The organism is Sulfitobacter dubius, from assembly GCF_900113435.1.
Taxonomy (GTDB): domain Bacteria; phylum Pseudomonadota; class Alphaproteobacteria; order Rhodobacterales; family Rhodobacteraceae; genus Sulfitobacter; species Sulfitobacter dubius.
Genome location: NZ_FOPG01000001.1, coordinates 1598674 through 1618316, shown reverse-complemented (window position 1 = coordinate 1618316; position 19643 = coordinate 1598674). Strand labels below are relative to the sequence as shown.

Genomic DNA, 19643 nt, shown 5'->3' with positions numbered 1-19643 from the left:
ACATGAAACAACCACTTGGCGTCATTCTGGCGGGCGGGCAGGCGACCCGTATGGGCGGCGGTGACAAGGGCTTGCTGCCGCTGGGGCGAGGCACGCTTCTGTCTTCGGTGATCGACCGGCTGGAGCCGCAGGTCGCGGGGCTGGCGCTCAATGCCAATGGCGATGCGGCGCGCTTTGCGGATCTGGGCCTGCCGGTGCTGGCGGACAGTATCGAGGGTTTCGCCGGGCCGCTTGCGGGCGTACTGGCCGGGCTCGACTGGGCCGCCGAACAGGGGGCCGATACGATTGTGACCGCTGCCGCCGATACGCCTTTCTTCCCCTGCGATCTGGTGCCGCGTTTGCTGCTGGCCGCCGATGGCATGGACCACCCGCTGGCCTTGGCCGCGACGCCGGACGCGAAGCGCGGCACGGCGCGGCATCCGACCTTTGGCCTCTGGCCCGTGGCGCTGCGGGACGATCTGCGCGCGGCATTGGCGGGCGGACTGCGCAAGGTGGTGCTCTGGACCGAACAGCACGACGGGCGCGAGGCGCTGTTCCCCGATGAGGCCGCTTTCTTCAACGTGAACACGCCCGAGGATCTGGCGAAAGCAGAGGCGATGGCATGAGGGTTTACGGCGTCGTCGGTTGGAAGAACGCCGGTAAGACCGGGCTGATGGAGCGGCTGGTGGCGGAGATCACGGGCCGTGGGTTTACCGTCTCCACCGTCAAACATGCGCATCACACTTTCGACGTGGACCACCCCGGCAAGGACAGCCACCGCCACCGGATCGCGGGCGCGCTCGAGGTGCTGTTGGCCTCCGGCGCGCGCTTTGCCTTGATGCATGAGTTGCGCGGGGCCGAAGAGCCGCCGCTGGAGGCGCATCTCGCACGGCTTTCGCCCGTCGATCTGGTGCTGATCGAAGGCTACAAACGCGATGGCCATCCCAAGGTCGAAGCGCACCGGGCCGAGACCGGAAACGCGCTGATCGCGCCGGATGACCCTACGGTGCGGGCGGTGGCCAGCGACGTGGCGCTTGAGATGGACCGGCCTGTTTTTGATCTGAACGACACCCGTGCGATTGCCGACTTCATCCTGCACGAAGTGGGGCTGATCGCCGCCCCAACGGCACCTGCCACCACCGCACCGCCGCCCCTGCGCAACGATTGTTTCGCCCTCCCACCCGGCGTGCATTGGACCCCGGTGGATGATGCGCTGGCGCTGTTGAAAGAGCGCCTCCACCCGGTGACGGGGGCCGAAACCCTTCCCGCCGCCGATGCCGGGGGGCGTATCGTGGCCGAAGATGTCACAGCCATCCGCGCCAACCCGCCGCTGCCGAATACGGCGGTCGATGGCTACGGTTTTGCCGGTGGGCGCGGCGAAGGGTTGCATGAGCTTCCGCTGGTGCCGGGCCGTGCAGCGGCGGGGGATCGCCCCGGCGCGGTGCCTGCGGGCCAAGCGATCCGCGTTCTAACCGGCGCGGCGCTGCCCGAAGGGGTCGATACTGTCATCTTGCAAGAGGATGTGACCGCCGAGGGCGGCATGTTGCGGTTTCACGGACCGGTGAAACAGGGGGCGAACACCCGTAAAGCCGGAGAGGACGTAGAAGCCGGCGATGTGATCCTCACCGCAGGCACGCGCATTGGTCCGGCAGAACTGGCATTGATGGCGGCAGCGGGTGTGGCAGAGGTGCACCTCCGCAAGCGATTGAAGGTCGGCGTGATCTCCACCGGCGACGAATTGGTCGAGGTGGGGGAGGCAGCACGCGACGGGCAGATTTACGACGCCAACCGCCCGATGCTGCTGCAACTCGTCGCCGACTTTGGCCATGAGGCGGTCGATCTGGGCCGCGTGGCCGACGACCGCGCCGCGCTGCGTGCGCGGCTTGATGCGGCGGCAGCGCAGGTCGATGTAATCCTCACCAGCGGCGGCGCCTCTGCGGGGGACGAAGACCACGTCTCGGCCCTGTTGACCGAAGCAGGGGCGATGCAGCTTTGGCGGATCGCGGTAAAGCCGGGGCGGCCCTTGGCGCTTGGGATGTGGCAGGGGGTGCCGGTCTTCGGGCTGCCGGGCAATCCGGTGGCGGCGATGGTCTGTTCGCTGATCTTCGCCCGGCCCGCCATGGCGCTGCTCGCCGGACACGGCTGGCAGGAACCTCAAGATTTTGATGTGCCCGCGGCGTTCGACAAACGCAAAAAGGCCGGGCGGCGGGAATACTTGCGCGCACGGATGCGCAATGGCCGGGCCGAGGTCTTTGCCTCAGAAGGGTCGGGCCGGATCAGCGGGTTAAGCTGGGCAGAAGGCTTGGTAGAGTTGGACGAGGCCGCCCGCGACATCAAGCCGGGCGACACCGTGCGCTTTATCCCCTACGGCAGCTTTACCAGCTAAGGTCGCGCGTCAATCGAAGGTGCCCGCGCAGCGGCCCAGCAACATAAAGGCGCGGGCGGTGCGGGTGTCGGCCAGCATCGAGATTTCCTCATCTGTTGCCTGCTTTTCAAACTCGGCAAAGGTCCGGTCAAAGCGGCGCAGGAAGTGATGCGCGGCATCGCGGAAGATCGGGTCTTGCCGCATCCGCGCATTGGCCAGCGCCAGCGAGGAGCGATCCCGAATTCCGCCGAGAGGCGCAATCGTGCGGCCCCGCGCACCGCTGGCGAACTGCCGCCAGACCTCGGGGCGCGCGCGGTCGGGGCGCAGGTCGTCCATATAGATGCCGTCTTGGCTCAGCAGGGTCAGCACATCCTGCGCGGCCTGCACCAGTTGCGAGGCAGAGCGGTCTTTCAGCGCACGGCGCAGCGCGTCGAACCCGGCTCTATCTTCAGCCGTTTCTGGAAAGTTCAAAGCTCGGGTAAAATCTTCGGCAGACAGGGGTTGGGTCATATCGCCCGCCTGCGTGCCAAGCGCCAGCGTGGGCTGATCTTCGGCGGCGGGGGGTGTTGGCGCGGGGGCAGGGGCCGCAGGGCGCGCTGGCTCTTCGCGGCCTTGAAGACCCGCCAGCGCAATCTCGGTTTTGCGGAGGCTGGCGGTCAATTCATCTAGTTTACGTGCGATGCTGCTCTCGCCCGCAGGCTTGTTGCCCTGCTGTTGCGAGATATAGGAATGGCGGATGGCGTCGATTGCAGCTTGCAAGCGCTGGCTTTCTTCGCGCATGACCCGCCCGGCACGCGCCGCAGTGGCCGCCACCCAAATCATCGCCACAGGAAGAACCACGACCAGCAGGGTCAATAACCCGCGCAGCCCAGCCTCATTCGCGCCCTCTGGCACCTCTGCGGCGATAAAGGTGAAATAGATCGCCGTGCCGAGCAGCCAAAGCGCTGAAAGCCCGCCCGCTATGATCTCAATTTCGGTGATGCTGCTGCCCTTGGGCCGGTCATAGAGACCGATCTGCGCAGGCCGCGCGGCGCCGTTCCCGCCACGTGGGGCGCGGGGGGCTTGGTCTTGGGGTGCGGAAGCGTCGGGCTCTGCCATGTCAGCCTTCCCGTTCAAGCGTAGACGATCTTGAGAACCTCATAGGACTTTTGCCCCCCGGGGGTGCGCACCTCGACGGAATCACCTTCTTCCTTGCCGATCAGCGCGCGGGCGATGGGCGACTTGATGTTCAAAAGGCCCTTTTCGATGTTGGCCTCATATTCGCCAACGATCTGATAGGTTTTCTCTTCGTCGGTGTCTTCGTCCACCAGCGTCACCGTGGCCCCGAACTTGATCGACCCCGACAGTTTCTTGGGATCAATCACATCCGCGAGCGAGATCACGCCCTCAAGCTCTTTGATGCGGCCTTCGATGAAAGACTGCTTTTCCTTGGCGGAATGATACTCGGCATTTTCCGACAGGTCACCATGTTCGCGCGCTTCGGCGATGGCTTTGATGATGGCGGGACGTTCAACCGACTTGAGATGCTTGAGTTCAACTTCGAGCGCGGTGTGACCGTCGCGGGTCATCGGGATCTTTTCCATGGCGGTGTGCCTATATAATGAGGGCCGCACCCGGGTTTTCGCCGGGGGGCGGCCAATTGCGTGTCAACTTGGCAGTTACCTGACCCAAACTGCCCGCCAATTGCAAGTGCCTAACGGCCTCAAGATCGGCGGTTGAATGCCGTCAATCGTATCTTGCTTGTGCAATATGACCACGATCATCGTGGTGGTGAAATCGTGACCATTCGCGCTATCTGATGGGGGACGAACCGGCGGCCTGACAGGTCGCGCGTCATGTTATGTCGCTGCGACCACGTTTTGCGCAATAAACGCAGGGTCGCGATTGCATTGCGCGCGGCGGTGGTTTAGCCAAATCCAAACCGAATTTGCCGTGAGGGAGCACCAAAAATGGCCGAGATTGAACGCGAAGCGATGGAATATGACGTTGTGATCGTCGGCGCCGGGCCTGCTGGCCTGTCGGCTGCGATCCGGCTCAAGCAGTTGGACGCCGATTGCAATGTCGTGGTGCTGGAGAAGGGCTCCGAAGTGGGCGCGCATATCCTCTCGGGCGCGGTGCTTGACCCCTGCGGGCTGGATGCGCTGATCCCTGATTGGAAAGAAAAAGGCGCGCCGATCAATGTGCCGGTGAAGGAAGACAATTTCTATCTGCTGGGCGAGGCGGGGAAGCTGCGCATCCCCGAATTCCCGATGCCACCGCTGATGAAAAACCACGGCAACTACATTGTCTCCATGGGCAATGTCTGCCGTTGGATGGCCGAACAGGCCGAGGAACTGGGCGTCGAAGTTTTCCCCGGTATGGCCTGCTCTGAACTTGTGTTCGGCGAGAATGGCGAAGTCAAAGGCGTTGTGGCCGGTGAGATGGGGCGTCAGGCGGACGGCACGCCGGGCCCCAGCTATGAGCCGGGCATGGAGCTGCACGGCAAGTATGTCTTCCTCTCCGAAGGCGTGCGCGGCAGCCTGAGCAAGCAGGTCATCGCGAAATACGGGTTGGACGAGGGCAAGGAGCCGCAGAAATACGGTCTCGGCATGAAAGAGATTTGGGAGATCGACCCCGCCAAGCACAAAGAAGGCACCGTCACCCACACGATGGGCTGGCCGCTGAACAGCAATGCGGGCGGCGGGTCCTTTATCTATCACCTTGAGAACAATCAGGTTTACGTCGGTTTCGTTGTCCACCTCGGCTACAAGAACCCGCATGTTTTCCCTTACATGGAATTTCAGCGCTTCAAGCATCACCCGATGGTGGCCGAACTGCTTAAAAGCGGAAAACGTGTGGCTTACGGCGCGCGGGCGATCACCGAAGGCGGCTATCAGTCCATGCCCAAAATGGTGGCCCCCGGTGTCGCGCTGCTCGGCTGTTCGGTGGGCATGGTCAACGTGCCGCGCATCAAGGGCAACCACAACGCCATGCTCTCGGGTAAGGCAGCGGCTGAGGCCGCCTATGCCGCGATCCAAGCAGGCCGGGGCGGCGATGAGCTGACCGAATATGAGACCGATGTCCGCGAAGGCCCGATTGCGACGGACCTCAAGAAAGTGCGCAACGTGAAACCGCTGTGGTCGAAATACGGGCTCACCGCGTCGCTGGCGCTTGGTGGCTTTGACATGTGGACCAACACGCTCGGCTTCTCACTTTTGGGCACGCTGAGCCATGGGAAGTCGGACGCCGAAGCGACTGAGCCTGCGGATAAGCACAAAAAGATCGACTACCCCAAGCCCGACGGCAAACTCAGCTTTGACCGTCTGACCAACGTGGCCTTCTCGTTTACTAATCACGAGGAAAGCCAGCCCGCGCACCTTAAGCTGAAAGACCCGAGCATTCCGGTCGAGGTGAACCTGCCGAAATACGCAGGCCCTTCGGCACGTTACTGTCCCGCGGGGGTCTATGAGTTCGTTGAGGATGAGAAGACCAACGAGACGCGGTTCCAGATCAACTTCCAGAACTGTGTTCACTGCAAGACCTGCGACATCAAAGACCCGACGCAGAATATCGTCTGGACCACCCCGCAGGGCGGCGACGGGCCAAACTACCCAAACATGTAAACGGGCCGCCAAAGGGCACGTTGAAAGGACCGATACGCGAGGGCGTGTCGGTCCTTTTTTTGTATCTGAATCGGCGAAATGTCGTCAGCGGCATGCTTCATCGGGACCGCGCCATTGCACACGGGCCCAGAGGTGATAGCCTGAGCGCAAAGCGATATGAGGCGGTTTGCATGTTTCGGAATGTTCTAGGGTTCACCAGCGTTGCGGCGCTTTGCATCGGTCTTTCTGCGCCACTGATGGCGCAATCGGTCGCGGGCCCCTATTTGGCTGGGCGCCATGCGGCTGTGAACAGCGACTACCCCGAGGCCGCGCGCTATTACACCGAGGCGCTGGCGCGTGATCCCAAGAATATCGAGCTGATGGAAAGCGCCGTGTTGTCCTACCTGTCGCTTGGGCGGGTGGAAAAAGCACTGCCGCTGGCGCGCAGCATGATTACCATTGGCACCAAGAGCCAAGTGGCGGAGATGGCACTCGTCGCCGGCATGGCGAAAGAGGGCGATTACAGCGCATTGTTAGAGCGTGACACGTCAGCCATTGGTCCGTGGGTCGGCGGGCTGGTTCAGGCATGGGCGCATATGGGCGCGGGCGATGTGACTGCCGCAATGGCTGCATTCGACGGCCTGAGCGAAGAGGCCGGGATGCAGGGTTTTGTGATGTATCACAAAGCCTTGGCGCTGGCGAGCGTGGGGGATTTCGAAGGGGCAGAGGCGATCTTTGCCAGTGATGCGGCAGGGGCGGCGGGTCAAACCCGACGCGGAGTGATGGCCCATGCTGAGGTTCTGGGCCAATTGGGTCGCAGCGATGATGCGCTGGCCGTGCTCAAAAACGGCTTTGGCGATGACACCGATCCAGAGATTGCGCGGCTGATTGAAACCTTGCAGCAAGACACGCCCGCCCCCTTCAGCCATATGCCCGACGCCCAAGCCGGGATGGCCGAGGTGTTCTTCACCTTCGCCGCCGTTCTGCGCAATGAGGCGGCGGGGGATTACTATGTGCTGCTCTATTCCCGCATCGCCCGCTACCTGCGCCCCGATCACATCGACGCGCTGCTGCTGACGGCGAGCCTTTTGGAAAACCTCGGCGAGCATGATCTGGCGATTGCCGAGTATAAATCCCTGCCTGCCAATAGCCCCGCCTATCACGCCGCCGAGTTGGGCCGTGCCGAAGCGCTGCGCCGCTCAGGCAAGACTGCGCAGGCCATCGAGGTGTTAGAGCAGCTTGCGCGGAGCCATGGTGATCTGGCCGTGGTGCATTCCACGCTGGGCGACATGCTGCGGGCCGAGGAAGACTATGAGGCAGCCATCGCTTCCTACGATCAGGCGCTTGACCTGACCGCCGAAACAGCCCGCGCCCGTTGGGTCCTGTTCTACGCCCGCGCCATCGCCAAGGAACGCAGTGGCGATTGGGAAGGGTCCGAGGCCGATTTTCGCGCGGCGCTCAAACTGAACCCCGAACAGCCGCAGGTGCTGAATTATCTGGGCTATTCACTGGTCGAACAACAGCGCAGCTTGGACGAGGCGTTGGACATGATCGAACGCGCGGTCGCGGCGAGTCCTGATAGTGGCTATATCGTCGATTCGTTGGGCTGGGTGTTCTATCGTTTGGACCGTTACGACGAGGCCGTTGAGCAGATGGAGCGCGCGGTTGAGTTGGAACCCGTCGATCCGGTGGTGAATGATCACCTCGGAGACGTTTACTGGGCCGTGGGCCGCATCCGCGAGGCCGAGTTTCAGTGGCGCCGGGCGTTGTCGTTCGTTGACCTGACCGATGCCGAGTCGGAGGCAGACCCAGAGCGGATGCGCCGCAAGCTAGACGTCGGCCTTGATGCCGTGCTCTCAGAGGAAGGCGCGCCGCCGCTTAAGGTTGCCGCAGACGAATGAGCCGTTCGGAAGTTGCCGCCCCCGCTGGCCCCGGCGATGCTGCGTCGCGGATGGCGTGGGCCAAGATTAACCTGACCCTGCATTGCACCGGGCAGCGCGCAGACGGCTATCACCTGTTGGATTCGCTCGTGGTCCGGGTCGGTGTGGGCGATGCACTGTATGTGACACCCGACGAAGACCTGAGCCTTACCGTTTGTGGCCCGCGGGCCGAGGGGGTGCCCACGGACGCGCGCAACCTTGTACTTCGCGCCGCTGAATTGCTGGATGCAGGGGCGGGCCGAGGCGCTGCACTGCATCTGGAGAAACATCTGCCCGCGGCGGCGGGGATCGGTGGCGGCTCTGCCGATGCGGCGGCGGCGTTGGAATTGCTGGCCCTGCATTGGGGGTTCGCCCTGCCAAAGGATATAGCCCGGCTGGGGGCCGACGTGCCGGTTTGCCTTTCTCAAGGTCCGCAGCGGATGCAGGGCGTGGGGGAAATTCTTACGCCGCTGCCGCCGCTTCCGACCTGTCATTTGGTGCTGGTGAACCCCGGTGTCGACGTGCCGACGCCTGCTGTCTTCTCGGCGTTGTCGGACAAAAACCAACCGCCCATGCCAGAGGTGATTCCGCCCTTCGTCAACTTAGCTGATTTCGTGGATTTCCTGCGCCTACAGCGTAATGACCTCGCCGCCCCGGCCATCGCAAGGGAGCCTGTCATCGCATCTTGCCTAGAGGCGCTGCATGATGCAGCCCTCGCGCGTATGTCAGGCTCCGGCGCGACCTGTTTCGGCATCTATGCAACTGCAGCTGAGGCTGAGGCCACCGCCAACCGCATCAGCGTCGCCGCGCCCAATTGGTGGGTCGCCGCTGCGCCTGTCATGGGGGCTTAGCTGATCCGGCTGACGACGTAGTCGGCCAGATCGGTCAGCATGTCTTTCAACTCATGGTCGGGCAGGGGGGCAAGCGCCGCTTTGGCCTTTTCCGCCCAGTCACAGGCATCGCGCTGTGTTGCCGTCAGCGTATCGTGTTTGCCCAAAAGCATCAGCGCATGGTCGAGGTCACCATCCTCCTGCTTGCCCTTTTCGATGGTGCGCACCCAAAACGCGCGCTCGGTCTCATCGGCTTTGGCCACGGCTTTGATCACCGGCAGGGTCAGCTTGCGCTCGCGGAAATCATCGCCCACGTTCTTGCCTGTGGCGCCGGTATCGCCTTGATAATCCAGCAGGTCGTCGACGATCTGGAATGCGATGCCAAGCGCGTCACCATAGTCGTATAACGCTTTGACCTGACCTTCGGGCGCGTCAGCGATAACGCCGCCCACTTCGGTCGCGGCCGAGAACAACGCCGCCGTTTTGCCCCGCACGACTTGCAGGTAGACCGCCTCGTCCGTAGCCAAATTCTGTGCCGCTGTCAGTTGCAACACCTCGCCCTCTGCAATCGTTGCCGCAGCATTGGACAGGATGCGCATGACGGGCATTGAGCCCGGCTCGGTCATCAACTGAAAGCTGCGCGCGAAAAGGTAATCGCCGACCAGCACCGACGACTGGTTGTCCCACAAGAGATTCGCCGTGGGCCGCCCGCGCCGTTGGGCGCTTTCGTCCACCACATCGTCATGCAGCAGCGTCGCGGTGTGGATGAACTCCACCGTAGCGGCCAGATGGACGTGGTAGGGGCCGCCGTAGCCGCACATCCGCGCCGCGGCCAGTGTCAGCATCGGGCGCAGGCGCTTGCCGCCAGCCTCGACCAGATGGGCGGTAACTTCGGGGATGCGGGGCGCGTGTTTCGACGCCATCCGCTCGCGGATCAGCGCGCTGACGGCATCCATATCATCGGCCAAATAGGCCGCCATGCGGTCGTGCGGTTTCATCGTTGCATCACTTTTCATTGTCATTTCCCACGTCCCGCTCGACATGCCGGTGATCCGGCTCTACATCTTTGATATGAAGGAACTTTTGCGCAGCACCGACTTGACCATCATCGCCTTTGCCACCGCCCTTCTCAGGGGGGAGGATATAGACTGCTTTGAAATGGACGTAAACATGAGCGTGCTCGAAGGGGGCATCGGAATTTTCCCGCGCCGCTTAATGGTGCATCCCAACGATCACGACGCCGCCCTGCGGGTGATGCGCGACAATGAAATTCCCCTCGGGCTGTGAGCCTTTTTGCCGAAGATGATCTGACATGTGACGCTTTTCTGGGCGGCAAGCTGCACCTATGGCAGCCGCGGCGAGGGCGGGGCTATCGCGCCGGGGTGGACCCGGTTTTGCTGGCCGCAAGTGTTGAAGCGACCGCGGGCCAAAGCGTACTGGAACTTGGCTGCGGGGTGGGGGCTGCGGTGCTGTCCTTGGGCGCTCGGGTGCCGGGGCTGGCGCTGACGGGGTGTGAACTGCAGCCTGCCTACGCCGATCTCGCGCGACGCAATGGCAGAGATGTGTTGGAGGTGGTCGAAGCGGACCTGACCGACATGCCCCTACATCTACGCCAACGGCAATTTGATCACGTGCTGGCCAACCCGCCTTATTTTGACCGCGCGGCTTCGGTCCAGTCCCGCGATCCGGGGCGAGAGGCCGCCTTGGGTGAGGCCACGCCCTTACGGCAATGGGTCCGCATGGCGGCGAAACGATTAAAACCCAAGGGGCAGGCGCATTTTATCCACCGCGCGAAGCGGCTGCCCGAGCTTCTGGCGGCGCTGCCGCATGAGATGGGATCGGTCGAAGTGCTGCCCTTGGCCTCGCGGGTCGGGCGGTTGCCTGAGCTGATTCTCTTGCGTGCCCGCAAGAACGGTCGGGGCGCATTCCGATTACATCACAGCTATGCCATGCACCTCGGCACGCGGCATGAAGGTGACGGCAAAAGCTATGTGCCCGAAATCGAAGCGGTCCTGCGCAGCGGTGCGCCGCTGGTTTTTCCTACTTCTTAAGCATTTTTTCACCAACTTCACCCCTATGCTGCGGTGCTGCGTGACTTGTGTGTCGCGCTGTGGTCCACTGAATTTCTAAACACCAATCATGGAGGATTGTATGGCTTTGAGCGCACATCTGGATACCCTGAAGCGAAAGCATCAGGCAATGAGTGAGGCGGTTGAAACTGCTCAACGCGCCCCCGGTATGGACGATCTAAAAGTGGCTTCCATGAAGAAGGAAAAACTGCGTTTGAAAGAGGAGATTAGCCGCCTGTCGAGCTGATCCTTAACAAGAGTTAAAGCTCTCTTGAGGGCTGTCGTTCCGTTTTGGCGGGGCGGCTGCCACGCGTTGTTTGGCACGCGATTAGGACCGCAGAGACCTGTGAGTAAGCTCTTCTCCTAGCCCATATGACAAAGGCCAGCCCACCGAGGGGCTGGCCTTTTCAATTTGGATGTTCTCGCCAGTTAAACGACGAATTGCGCGCCATTGGCTGAGATGGTCGAGCCATTGATAAAACCCGCGTCATCGGAGACGAGGAAGGCCACCGCGCGGGCGATTTCTTCGGGTTCACCCAGACGGCCTGCGGGGATCTGCGCGATGATGCTTTCGCGGACTTTTTCGGGCACGGCCATGACCATATCGGTTGCGATATAGCCGGGGCAGATCGCATTCGCGGTGATGCCTGCGCGCGCGCCTTCCTGGGCCAGTGATTTAACGATGCCCAGATCGCCTGCCTTGGTGGCGGCATAGTTTACCTGCGCGAACTGACCTTTCTGCCCATTGATCGAAGAGATCACGACCACGCGCCCGAATTTGCGTTCACGCATGCCGGGCCAGACCGGGTGGATCGTGTTGAAAACGCCGGTGAGATTGGTCGCGATGACCTCATTCCACTGGTCGGGGGTCATCTTGTGGAAAGGCGCATCGCGGGTGATGCCCGCGTTGGCAACGACCACTTCGATAGGGCCAAGGTCGGCTTCGACCTGTTCGATCCCTGCTTTGGAGGCGTCGTAATCTGCCACGTTCCATTTATAGGTCTTGATGCCGGTCTCTTCGGTGAATTTCGCGGCGGCCTCGTCATTGCCTGCATAGGTGGCGGCGACGGTATAGCCCTTGTCCTTCAGCGTGGTCGAAATGGCCGCGCCAATCCCGCGACTGCCTCCGGTGACCAAAGCGATGCGTGACATATAATCCCTCCCTCAAGGTAATGTTCTTGCAATTGCATGTTGTGGCGCGCAACAAAATTGCGCGCCAACTGTAGTCTTAGGGGCGCTCAAGACACATGGCAACACCCATACCGCCGCCGATACACAGCGTCGCCAAACCTTTCTTAGCCCCGCGGCGCTGCATTTCGAACAGCAGTGTGTTAAGCACGCGCGCACCGGAGGCGCCGATTGGGTGGCCAATCGCGATTGCACCGCCGTTGACGTTCACGATTTCCGGATCCCAGCCCATTTCCTTGTTCACGGCGCAGGCCTGCGCGGCGAAGGCTTCGTTGGCTTCCACAAGGTCGAGGTCTTCTGGTTTCCAACCGGCTTTCTCCAGCGCCTTGCGTGAGGCATAGACGGGGCCGACACCCATGATCGACGGGTCGAGACCTGCCGTGGCATAGGAGGCAATGCGCGCCAGCGGGGTGATGCCGCGCTTTTCGGCGTCATCCGCGCTCATCAGCAGGGCACCGGCTGCACCGTCGTTCAGGCCCGAGGCGTTGGCCGCAGTGACCGAGCCGTCTTTGGTAAAGGCAGGACGCAGCTTTTGCATGGCTTCCATGGTGGCCCCATGGCGGATGTATTCGTCCTGATCGACGACAGTCTCGCCTTTGCGGGTTTTGATCGTGTAGGCGACGATCTCATCCGCGAATTTGCCAGCTTTCTGCGCGGCCTCGGCCTTGTTTTGCGAAGCGACGGCGAATTCGTCTTGCTGGTCGCGGCTGATCTGCCATTTTTCGGCGACGTTTTCGGCGGTTTGGCCCATGTGGTAGCCGTTGAACGCATCCCACAGACCGTCGCGGATCATCGTGTCGATGAACTGCAGATCTCCCATTTTTTGACCCGCCCGCAGGTTCTGCGCATGAGGGCTCATGGTCATGTTCTCCTGACCGCCAGCGGCGACGATGTTCGCATCCCCCAGTTGGATGTGCTGGGCCGCCAATGCCACGGCGCGCAGGCCCGAGCCGCAGACTTGGTTGATGCCCCAAGCGGCGCTTTCTTTCGGCAGGCCCGCATTGATATGTGCCTGACGCGCAGGGTTCTGACCTTGGGCGGCGGTCAGCACCTGCCCCAAAATGGTCTCAGAAACTTCGGATGGGTCGACCCCGGCGCGGGCCACCAGTTCTTTTAGAACGGCGGCACCCAGATCATGGGCGGGTGTATTGGCAAACGCCCCGCCGAAACTGCCCACGGCGGTACGGGCGGCGGATGCGATGACGACATTGGTCATGATGTGACTTTCCTCTACCTTGTTGGGCGGGGGCACACCGACACGCGCCATCGTCGGGCGTGGGCGCTCCCGTCCCTCTGATGTAGTGATAGCGGATGCGCTGCAATGCGGCAACTGAGCAGGCAGCGGCACGCTGCCGACATGGCGTTACCCTCTTTTTGCGGTCAGGCTGTGGCGCGCATGCGGTCGAACTCAAGCCAGGCGGGCCGGGTCGTGGGGGCGGCAAAATGGTAGCCCTGCAAACAGTCGACACCCATCTCGACCAGGACCGCTGCGTCAGCCGCGTTCTCCACGCATTCGGCCACGGTGAGCATGTCGAAATGTGTGGCGATCGACATCAGCGCGGCGGTCAGGGCGCGGTTGTCGGGGTTCGTCGCGATGCCCCGAATGAACTGCCCGTCGAGTTTCAGGATGTCGAAGTAGAAATCCTTGAAATAGCGGATCGCCGTTTGCCCCGCACCGAAATCATCCATGGCAAAGCAGATGCCATAGGGCTGCAATTGATCCATAAAGTTCGCCACCAGTTCCGGCACCATCATGGCGGAGCTTTCGGTAATCTCTAGAATCAGCCGTTCGCCCAAGGTCGCGTCGCGGGCCAGCCAGTGGCGCAAGACGCGGGTCCATTCCTGATACCCGATGGAACGGGCCGACATATTGATCGACAGCCGCAATCCGGGGTGGTGGTACAGCGCGTTCAGCCCGAGGCGCAGGGCCAGAACATCCACCTGCCGACCCGTTTCTGTATCTTCAATGACCGGCATGAAATCCTTGGCCGGGATCACGCGGCCGGTGGGGTCAAGCAGGCGGATCAACCCCTCGTGAAAGGCGATGGACGTCGGGTCGCTGGCCCGCATGACCGGCTGGAAGGCCAGCAGGGTCTGACGGTGCGCCACGGCGTCGCGCACCATTTCCAGCGTCGCGGCATCGCGTTGCGTTATCGCGTGGTTAAGCGGGCTGTCCCCACCGGGGGGGATATCGGCAATAGGGCGTTGGAATCGGCGGGGCACGGCGGTACTCTTCTTTCTGTCCTGCCGCAGGTATGGGCGCAAAGGTGATAACACGGTCTTAATCAGCGGCGTTTTCCGCGGTGGATCACGCGGGAGGGTTAAGATGCAGCGCTGTGACTGGGCCGGGGATGACCCAATTTACCAAGCCTACCATGACACCGAATGGGGTGTGCCCGAATATGACAGCCGTGCGTTGTGGGAAAAGCTCATCCTCGACGGATTTCAGGCCGGGCTAAGCTGGATCACGATCCTTAAAAAACGCGATAACTTTCGCGCCGCTTTCGCCGGGTTCGATCCGCATCAGATCGCCGAGTGGGGCGAGGCGGATGTCACGCGCCTGCTGGGCAATCCGGGCATCATCCGCCACCGGGGCAAGATTGAGGCCGCGATCATCAATGCCCGTGCTTGGCAGGAGCTGGAGGCACGCGAAGGCTTCGACAGCTTCATGTGGCGCTATGTAGATGGGTTGCCGTTGCAGCCCGGCTTTGCCACCCAAGCTGAGGTGCCGCCGAAAACCGCGCTGTCAGAACAGGTGAGCAAAGACCTGAAGAAAGCCGGTTTCAAATTTTGTGGACCGACGATCACCTATGCTTGGATGGAGGCCTGCGGGCTGGTGAATGATCACATCCTGACCTGCCATCGCCATGGCCCCTGTGCCGCGATGGCGCGTTAGGGCAGGCGTATTGCCCCTGCTGAAATCCCCCGTTGACTCCCGGCCATGGCACCGTATAAGCGCCCCTTCATTGGTGTTGGTGGACCCCGCAAGGGGAAGCCTGTCGGGCTTCGGCCAAAGGACAACGCCCTTTACCGCCCCTCGGGGCCTCATAAAGGAGAACAGCCGTGACCAAACGCACAGCTGCCAAGCACAAACTAGACCGCCGCATGGGCGAAAACATCTGGGGCCGTCCGAAGTCCCCGGTGAACCGTCGTGAATACGGCCCCGGCCAGCACGGTCAGCGCCGTAAAGGCAAGATTTCCGATTTCGGTATTCAGCTGCGCGCCAAGCAGAAGCTCAAGGGCTACTACGGCGACCTGACCGAAAAGCAGTTCCGCCGCATCTACGGCGAAGCCGAGCGTGTTAAAGGCGATACAGGTGAAAACCTGATCGGTCTGCTGGAGCGTCGTCTGGACGCCGTTGTGTACCGCGCCAAGTTCGTTGCGACCGTTTTCGCTGCGCGCCAGTTCGTAAACCACGGCCACGTTCGTGTGAACGGCAAGAAAGTGAACATCCCCTCCTACCGCGTGAAAGAGGGTGACGTCATCGAAGTGCGTGACCGTTCCAAGCAGTTGGCTTCCGTTCTGGAAGCGGTTCAGCTGCCCGAGCGTGACGTGCCTGACTACCTTGAGACGGATCACTCCAAGCTGACAGCAACCTTCGTGCGCACACCCGGCCTGTCCGACGTGCCATACCCGGTTGTGATGGAGCCTAACCTCGTCGTGGAATTCTACGCGAAGAACTAAGTTTCTTCGCCAGTCGACAATCGAAAGGCCGCGTGGTGCAAACCGCGCGGCCTTTTTCTTTGCGCGGGGCCGGGCCGGGGCGCAGCGATGCAACAGGCTGTCCGGCGGAGGCGCGGATGCAGAATGATTCTGGCATCACCGCTGTCGCCCCGATAGAAGGGCGGCAGTAGCGTGAGGAAAAGAGCGAGATGACACAGATCGCACCGCAACCGGGCATTATGGAGATTGACCTTTACCAAGGGGGTGCGGCGCATGTCGCGGGCCTTGATAATGTGGTCAAACTCAGCTCGAACGAAAACCCGCTGGGGCCAAGCCCTGCCGCCGTCGAAGCCTATCGCCGCGCGGCCTATGACCTGCATCGCTATCCGTCTTCCGATCATAGCGCGCTGCGCGCCTCCATCGCCGAGGTGTTGGGCCTTGATGCGGGGCGGATCATCTGCGGCGCGGGCTCGGATGAAATCATCGCCTTCCTTTGCCAAGCCTATGCCGGACCGGGGACCGAGGTGGTGCACACCGAACACGGCTTTGCCATGTACCGTATCTCGGCCCTCGCCGCCGGGGCCACGCCCGTGGAGGTGCCCGAGCGTGAGCGGGTGACCGATGTCGACGCGATCCTCGCCGCCTGTACCGATGCGACGCGGCTGGTGTTCATCGCCAACCCCAACAACCCCACCGGCACGATGATCGGTCTGGCCGAGATCGAACGGCTGGCTGAGGGGCTGCCGCCGCAGGCTCTTTTGGTGCTCGACGGGGCCTATGCCGAATATGTCGAGGGCTATGACGGCGGGGCCGCACTGGTGGACCGGCGTGATAACGTGGTGATGACGCGCACCTTTTCCAAACTCTACGGGCTGGGCGGTCTGCGCATCGGTTGGGGCTTTGGACCCGCCCATGTGATCGACGTGCTGAACCGCGTGCGGGGGCCTTTCAACCTCTCGCAGGCCGCACTTAACGCCGCCGAAGCGGCGATGCGTGATCGGGCCTATACCGACCACTGCCGGGCCGAGAACGCCCGCTGGCGCACATGGCTCGCCGATGCGCTGGCAGAGATCGGCGTGCCCTCGGATGTTTCGCTCGCCAATTTCGTGCTGGCCCGTTTCGCCAATCAGGCCGAGGCCGAGGCCTGTGACGACTACCTCAAGTCTCAAGGTCTGATCGTGCGCCGGGTGGCGGGTTACAACCTGCCGCAATGTCTGCGCATCACCGTCGGGGATGAGAGTGCCTGCCGCCGCGTGGTCCATGCGGTGCGGCAGTTTAAGGGAGGCAGCTGATGGCTCAGGTCTATGACAGGGTCGCCCTGATCGGGCTGGGGCTGATCGCCTCATCGCTTTTCTGGGCAATGAAACGCGGCGGGCTGGCGGGCGAAGTCACCGGCTATGCCCGCAGCGACGAGACCCGCGCCACGGCGCGCGAGATCGGCCTCTGCGACCGCGTCTGCGACAGCGCCGCCGAAGCCGTCAAGGGGGCCGATCTGGTGGTGCTCTGCGTACCGGTGGGCGTCATGGGGGCCGTCGCCGCCGAAATCGCGCCGCATCTGGCCCCCGGTGCCACGGTGACGGATGTGGGTTCGGTCAAGGCCGACGTGATCGCGCAGGTGGGGCCGCATCTGCCCGAAGGCGTGCATTTCATCCCCGCGCACCCGCTGGCAGGGACCGAGCATTCCGGCCCGCGCAGCGGTTTTGCCGAGCTTTTCGACAACCGTTGGTGTCTGCTGGTCCCAGTCGAGGGGACAGACAAGGACGCCATCGCGCGGCTGCGTGCGCTTTGGGAAGGGGCGGGGGCGAATGTCGAGGAAATGGACGCCGAGCATCATGATCTGGTGCTCGCGGTTACCTCTCATGCGCCGCACCTCATCGCCTATACGATGGTGGGCGTGGCCGACGACCTGCGCCGGGTGACTGACAGCGAGGTGATCAAGTATTCCGCCGCCGGTTTCCGTGACTTTACGCGGATCGCGGCGAGTGACCCCACGATGTGGCGCGATGTGTTCTTGACCAACAAGGACGCCACGCTGGAAATCCTTGGCCGCTTCACCGAAGAGCTTTTCGCCCTGCAACGCGCCATTCGCACCGGTGACGGCGATCATCTGCACGCCTATTTCACACGAACCCGCGCGATCCGGCGCGGCATTATCGAGGCGGGGCAAGACACCGACGCGCCAGACTTTGGCCGGGGCGCACGCAAGTCATGAAGGGCTGGGCTGTCCTGCCGCTGATCGTGCTGGGGCAGATGGCCCTGGCCGCTGGGCCGGACAGTTCGCAACGCCCGGTCCCGCGAGACAATGGCACTACGCTGCCAGTTATCGTGGTGCCCTCGGGTGCGATCGAACAGCCCAAACGTGACCCCGCTGCCCGGGCTGCCGCCGAAGGGGGCCGGGGGATCAAATCCTCTCTCCGTCCCTCCCTCCGCAGCCGCAAGGTTGAGAAAGCCGCCCGCGCCCGGCAGCAGATGCTGGCCAAAGGGGCAGTTTGCGGGGATCTGGCGATCCAAGGCGCGCCGGTGGGCCGGGTGCCGGGCAAGATCAGCGGTTGCGGGATCGAGAACGCAGTCAAGGTGCGCTCGGTCTCTGGTATCAAGCTCAGCAATGCCGCGGTGATGGATTGCACCACGGCCAAGACGCTGGACACATGGGTGCGCCAGTCGGCGGTGCCTGCCTTGGCGGGACAGGGCGGCGGGCTCAAAGAGCTGCGGGTCGCTGCGCATTACGCTTGCCGCACGCGCAACAACCGTAAGGGCGGCAAGATATCAGAGCACGGAAAGGGCCGCGCGATTGATATCTCCGGGTTTGAACTGGCGGATGGCAGCACGATTACTGTGCTTAAGGGCTGGCGGGCACGGCGCAGCAGTAAGGCATTGCGGCGGATGCACCGGGGCGCATGTGGCCCGTTTGGCACCGTCCTTGGCCCCGAATCTGACCGTTTCCACCAAGATCATTTTCATTTCGACACGGCGCGGTATCGCAGCGGCAGTTATTGCCGTTGAGGCCCGCTTACGGCTGGATCAATCGCGGTGCCGGGCCAAGCGGAAGGCCCGCAAGGACCATCTGCCCCTCGGCAAAGACCAGATCAAGATCCAGCCCGCCCGGCGTGCTGCCCCGCGCCTCCAACAGCCGCAGCATGGTATTCACCTGCCCGCGCATGGAGGGCGGCAGGAAGCCCCCACGTTCGCCCGCATCAAGCAGTTTGGACCAATTCGTGACCCGCAGGCTCAAAACCCCGTCGGGAATGCCCTGCGCGTCAAAGGTCAGCGCGCCTTCGGCGCCCAGTGCCACGTCGCCCCATGCGGCATCGACATTCTCAACCGTCAGCGCGTCGATCTGCGGCAGGGTGCCCGCCACCGCGCTATGGCGGTCCAGCGCGCGGGCAAAGGCGACGGCCATCCGCGCTGACAGGATTGGCTGCCCGCCGGGTTGGGCAATTGCCTCGCCCAACACCCTGCGGAGCAGCGGGCCGGGGGTGATCCTGCCCGGCAGCACCGCGATGTTATACTCATTCGCCGCGTCGGAGGATTGTGTGACCCGCAGACGCGATTCTTCGGCCTCTAGCAAAAGCCCGTCGGGACCATTGACCTCCAGATACGTGCTGCGGGCCTCCATCTGCTCAAGTTGCAGTGATAGGCCGGGATGCAGGTCTAGATCCGCCTGCATATTGCGCATGTTCAAAACCAAGGGAAGCGCACCGGCTGGGAAAGCTGCTTGGGCCACGGGGGCCCGTGCCGAAAGGTCACCGGGCCACCAGACAGGGGCAGAAAGATCAAGCTGCGGCGCTTCAAATGCAATGCTCTGGTTCGGTTCAGCCACTGAAAGACCGCTCAGCCGGTTTTGCAGGGTTAGCGGAAAACCTGCCTTGCCGATATCTTTGAGCGTCACATCCCAACCCGCTGCACGACGACTGTCGAGCAGCGCGTTCACTGTGCTTTGCATCTGCGTCGTGGCGGCGGCCCACCACGCGCTGCAAAGCGCCACGAGCAGAATCAGCAACCAAACCAGTTTACGCATCTTGATAGCCCTTCAAATCGTGCTTCAGATG

The 19643-nt window shown here is 62.6% G+C and carries 20 protein-coding genes; 13 read left to right on the top strand and 7 right to left on the bottom strand.

All coding sequences use genetic code 11. From position 1 onward, the window contains the following. The first annotated feature begins 2 nt into the window (after positions 1-2). Both mobA and BM229_RS07890 read left to right on the top strand, forming a co-directional pair. A complete protein-coding gene (gene mobA / locus BM229_RS07895) occupies positions 3-605 on the top strand; it encodes a molybdenum cofactor guanylyltransferase MobA (protein ID WP_093927034.1) in 603 nt (200 codons plus the stop codon). After that, positions 602-2365, top strand: a complete 1764-nt coding sequence (locus BM229_RS07890) for a bifunctional molybdopterin-guanine dinucleotide biosynthesis adaptor protein MobB/molybdopterin molybdotransferase MoeA (protein WP_093927033.1) — start codon at positions 602-604, stop codon at positions 2363-2365. The genes mobA and BM229_RS07890 overlap by 4 nt, the downstream gene beginning before the upstream one ends. Positions 2366-2374: 9 nt before the next feature. On the opposite strand, the gene BM229_RS07885 is transcribed toward BM229_RS07890, so the two are convergent. Together BM229_RS07885 and greA are read right to left on the bottom strand one after the other, a co-directional pair. Next, complete coding sequence (locus BM229_RS07885) at positions 2375-3442, bottom strand: hypothetical protein (protein ID WP_093927032.1); 1068 nt, start codon at positions 3440-3442, stop codon at positions 2375-2377. Positions 3443-3456: 14 nt separating this feature from the next. Continuing rightward, positions 3457-3927: a transcription elongation factor GreA gene (gene greA, locus BM229_RS07880; protein WP_093927031.1), complete on the bottom strand. Its 471-nt coding sequence runs from the start codon at positions 3925-3927 to the stop codon at positions 3457-3459. A gap of 366 nt (positions 3928-4293) precedes the next feature. Here greA and BM229_RS07875 point away from each other — a divergent pair, with 366 nt between their 5' ends. From BM229_RS07875 to BM229_RS07865, 3 genes are all read left to right on the top strand, one after another. Beyond that, positions 4294-5946, top strand: a complete 1653-nt coding sequence (locus BM229_RS07875) for an electron transfer flavoprotein-ubiquinone oxidoreductase (protein ID WP_093927030.1) — start codon at positions 4294-4296, stop codon at positions 5944-5946. 170 nt (positions 5947-6116) lie between these two features. Next, positions 6117-7826 carry a tetratricopeptide repeat protein gene (locus tag BM229_RS07870; RefSeq protein ID WP_093927029.1) on the top strand — a complete coding sequence of 570 codons (1710 nt, stop codon included), beginning with the start codon at positions 6117-6119 and terminating at the stop codon, positions 7824-7826. Beyond that, the gene (locus BM229_RS07865) at positions 7823-8695 is read left to right on the top strand and encodes a 4-(cytidine 5'-diphospho)-2-C-methyl-D-erythritol kinase (RefSeq protein WP_093927028.1); all 873 of its coding nucleotides are present in this window, start codon (positions 7823-7825) and stop codon (positions 8693-8695) included. Before BM229_RS07870 ends, BM229_RS07865 begins: the two co-directional genes overlap by 4 nt. On the opposite strand, the gene BM229_RS07860 is transcribed toward BM229_RS07865, so the two are convergent. Then, positions 8692-9690 carry a polyprenyl synthetase family protein gene (locus BM229_RS07860; protein ID WP_093927027.1) on the bottom strand — a complete coding sequence of 333 codons (999 nt, stop codon included), beginning with the start codon at positions 9688-9690 and terminating at the stop codon, positions 8692-8694. The genes BM229_RS07865 and BM229_RS07860 overlap by 4 nt on opposite strands. 55 nt (positions 9691-9745) lie before the next feature. Here BM229_RS07860 and BM229_RS07855 point away from each other — a divergent pair, with 55 nt between their 5' ends. The 3 genes from BM229_RS07855 (at position 9746) to BM229_RS07845 (ending at position 10990) form a co-directional block, all read left to right on the top strand. Next, positions 9746-9961 carry a putative signal transducing protein gene (locus BM229_RS07855; protein ID WP_093927273.1) on the top strand — a complete coding sequence of 72 codons (216 nt, stop codon included), beginning with the start codon at positions 9746-9748 and terminating at the stop codon, positions 9959-9961. Further along, entirely contained in the window at positions 9958-10725 is a 768-nt protein-coding gene (locus tag BM229_RS07850; protein ID WP_093927026.1) for a tRNA1(Val) (adenine(37)-N6)-methyltransferase, read from the top strand. The genes BM229_RS07855 and BM229_RS07850 overlap by 4 nt, the downstream gene beginning before the upstream one ends. 100 nt (positions 10726-10825) lie before the next feature. Further along, complete coding sequence (locus BM229_RS07845) at positions 10826-10990, top strand: YdcH family protein (protein ID WP_093927025.1); 165 nt, start codon at positions 10826-10828, stop codon at positions 10988-10990. Between the two features lie 182 nt (positions 10991-11172). Here BM229_RS07845 and phbB read toward each other — a convergent pair whose 3' ends face one another. The 3 genes from phbB to BM229_RS07830 all read right to left on the bottom strand — a co-directional run bounded on the left by phbB (position 11173) and on the right by BM229_RS07830 (position 14154). Then, positions 11173-11895, bottom strand: a complete 723-nt coding sequence (phbB, locus tag BM229_RS07840; RefSeq protein ID WP_067942768.1) for an acetoacetyl-CoA reductase — start codon at positions 11893-11895, stop codon at positions 11173-11175. A gap of 76 nt (positions 11896-11971) precedes the next feature. Then, positions 11972-13147 (bottom strand): acetyl-CoA C-acetyltransferase, encoded by a 1176-nt coding sequence (locus BM229_RS07835; protein WP_093927272.1) that lies wholly within the window; start codon positions 13145-13147, stop codon positions 11972-11974. 164 nt (positions 13148-13311) lie between these two features. Then, positions 13312-14154, bottom strand: coding sequence for an EAL domain-containing protein (locus tag BM229_RS07830; RefSeq protein WP_093927024.1), 843 nt, complete (start codon positions 14152-14154; stop codon positions 13312-13314). 103 nt (positions 14155-14257) lie between these two features. On the opposite strand from BM229_RS07830, the gene BM229_RS07825 reads away from it, so the two are divergent. The 5 genes from BM229_RS07825 to BM229_RS07805 all read left to right on the top strand — a co-directional run bounded on the left by BM229_RS07825 (position 14258) and on the right by BM229_RS07805 (position 18597). Continuing rightward, positions 14258-14827 carry a DNA-3-methyladenine glycosylase I gene (locus BM229_RS07825; protein WP_093927023.1) on the top strand — a complete coding sequence of 190 codons (570 nt, stop codon included), beginning with the start codon at positions 14258-14260 and terminating at the stop codon, positions 14825-14827. Positions 14828-14994: 167 nt separating this feature from the next. Next, positions 14995-15615: a 30S ribosomal protein S4 gene (gene rpsD / locus BM229_RS07820; RefSeq protein WP_007118979.1), complete on the top strand. Its 621-nt coding sequence runs from the start codon at positions 14995-14997 to the stop codon at positions 15613-15615. 188 nt (positions 15616-15803) lie between these two features. Then, the gene (hisC, locus tag BM229_RS07815; protein ID WP_093927022.1) at positions 15804-16886 is read left to right on the top strand and encodes a histidinol-phosphate transaminase; all 1083 of its coding nucleotides are present in this window, start codon (positions 15804-15806) and stop codon (positions 16884-16886) included. Next, positions 16886-17806 carry a prephenate/arogenate dehydrogenase family protein gene (locus tag BM229_RS07810; RefSeq protein ID WP_093927021.1) on the top strand — a complete coding sequence of 307 codons (921 nt, stop codon included), beginning with the start codon at positions 16886-16888 and terminating at the stop codon, positions 17804-17806. Before hisC ends, BM229_RS07810 begins: the two co-directional genes overlap by 1 nt. After that, positions 17803-18597 (top strand): extensin-like domain-containing protein, encoded by a 795-nt coding sequence (locus tag BM229_RS07805; protein ID WP_093927020.1) that lies wholly within the window; start codon positions 17803-17805, stop codon positions 18595-18597. Before BM229_RS07810 ends, BM229_RS07805 begins: the two co-directional genes overlap by 4 nt. A 7-nt stretch (positions 18598-18604) precedes the next feature. On the opposite strand, the gene BM229_RS07800 is transcribed toward BM229_RS07805, so the two are convergent. Next, complete coding sequence (locus BM229_RS07800; RefSeq protein ID WP_093927019.1) at positions 18605-19612, bottom strand: DUF2125 domain-containing protein; 1008 nt, start codon at positions 19610-19612, stop codon at positions 18605-18607. Between the last annotated feature and the right edge of the window lie 31 nt (positions 19613-19643).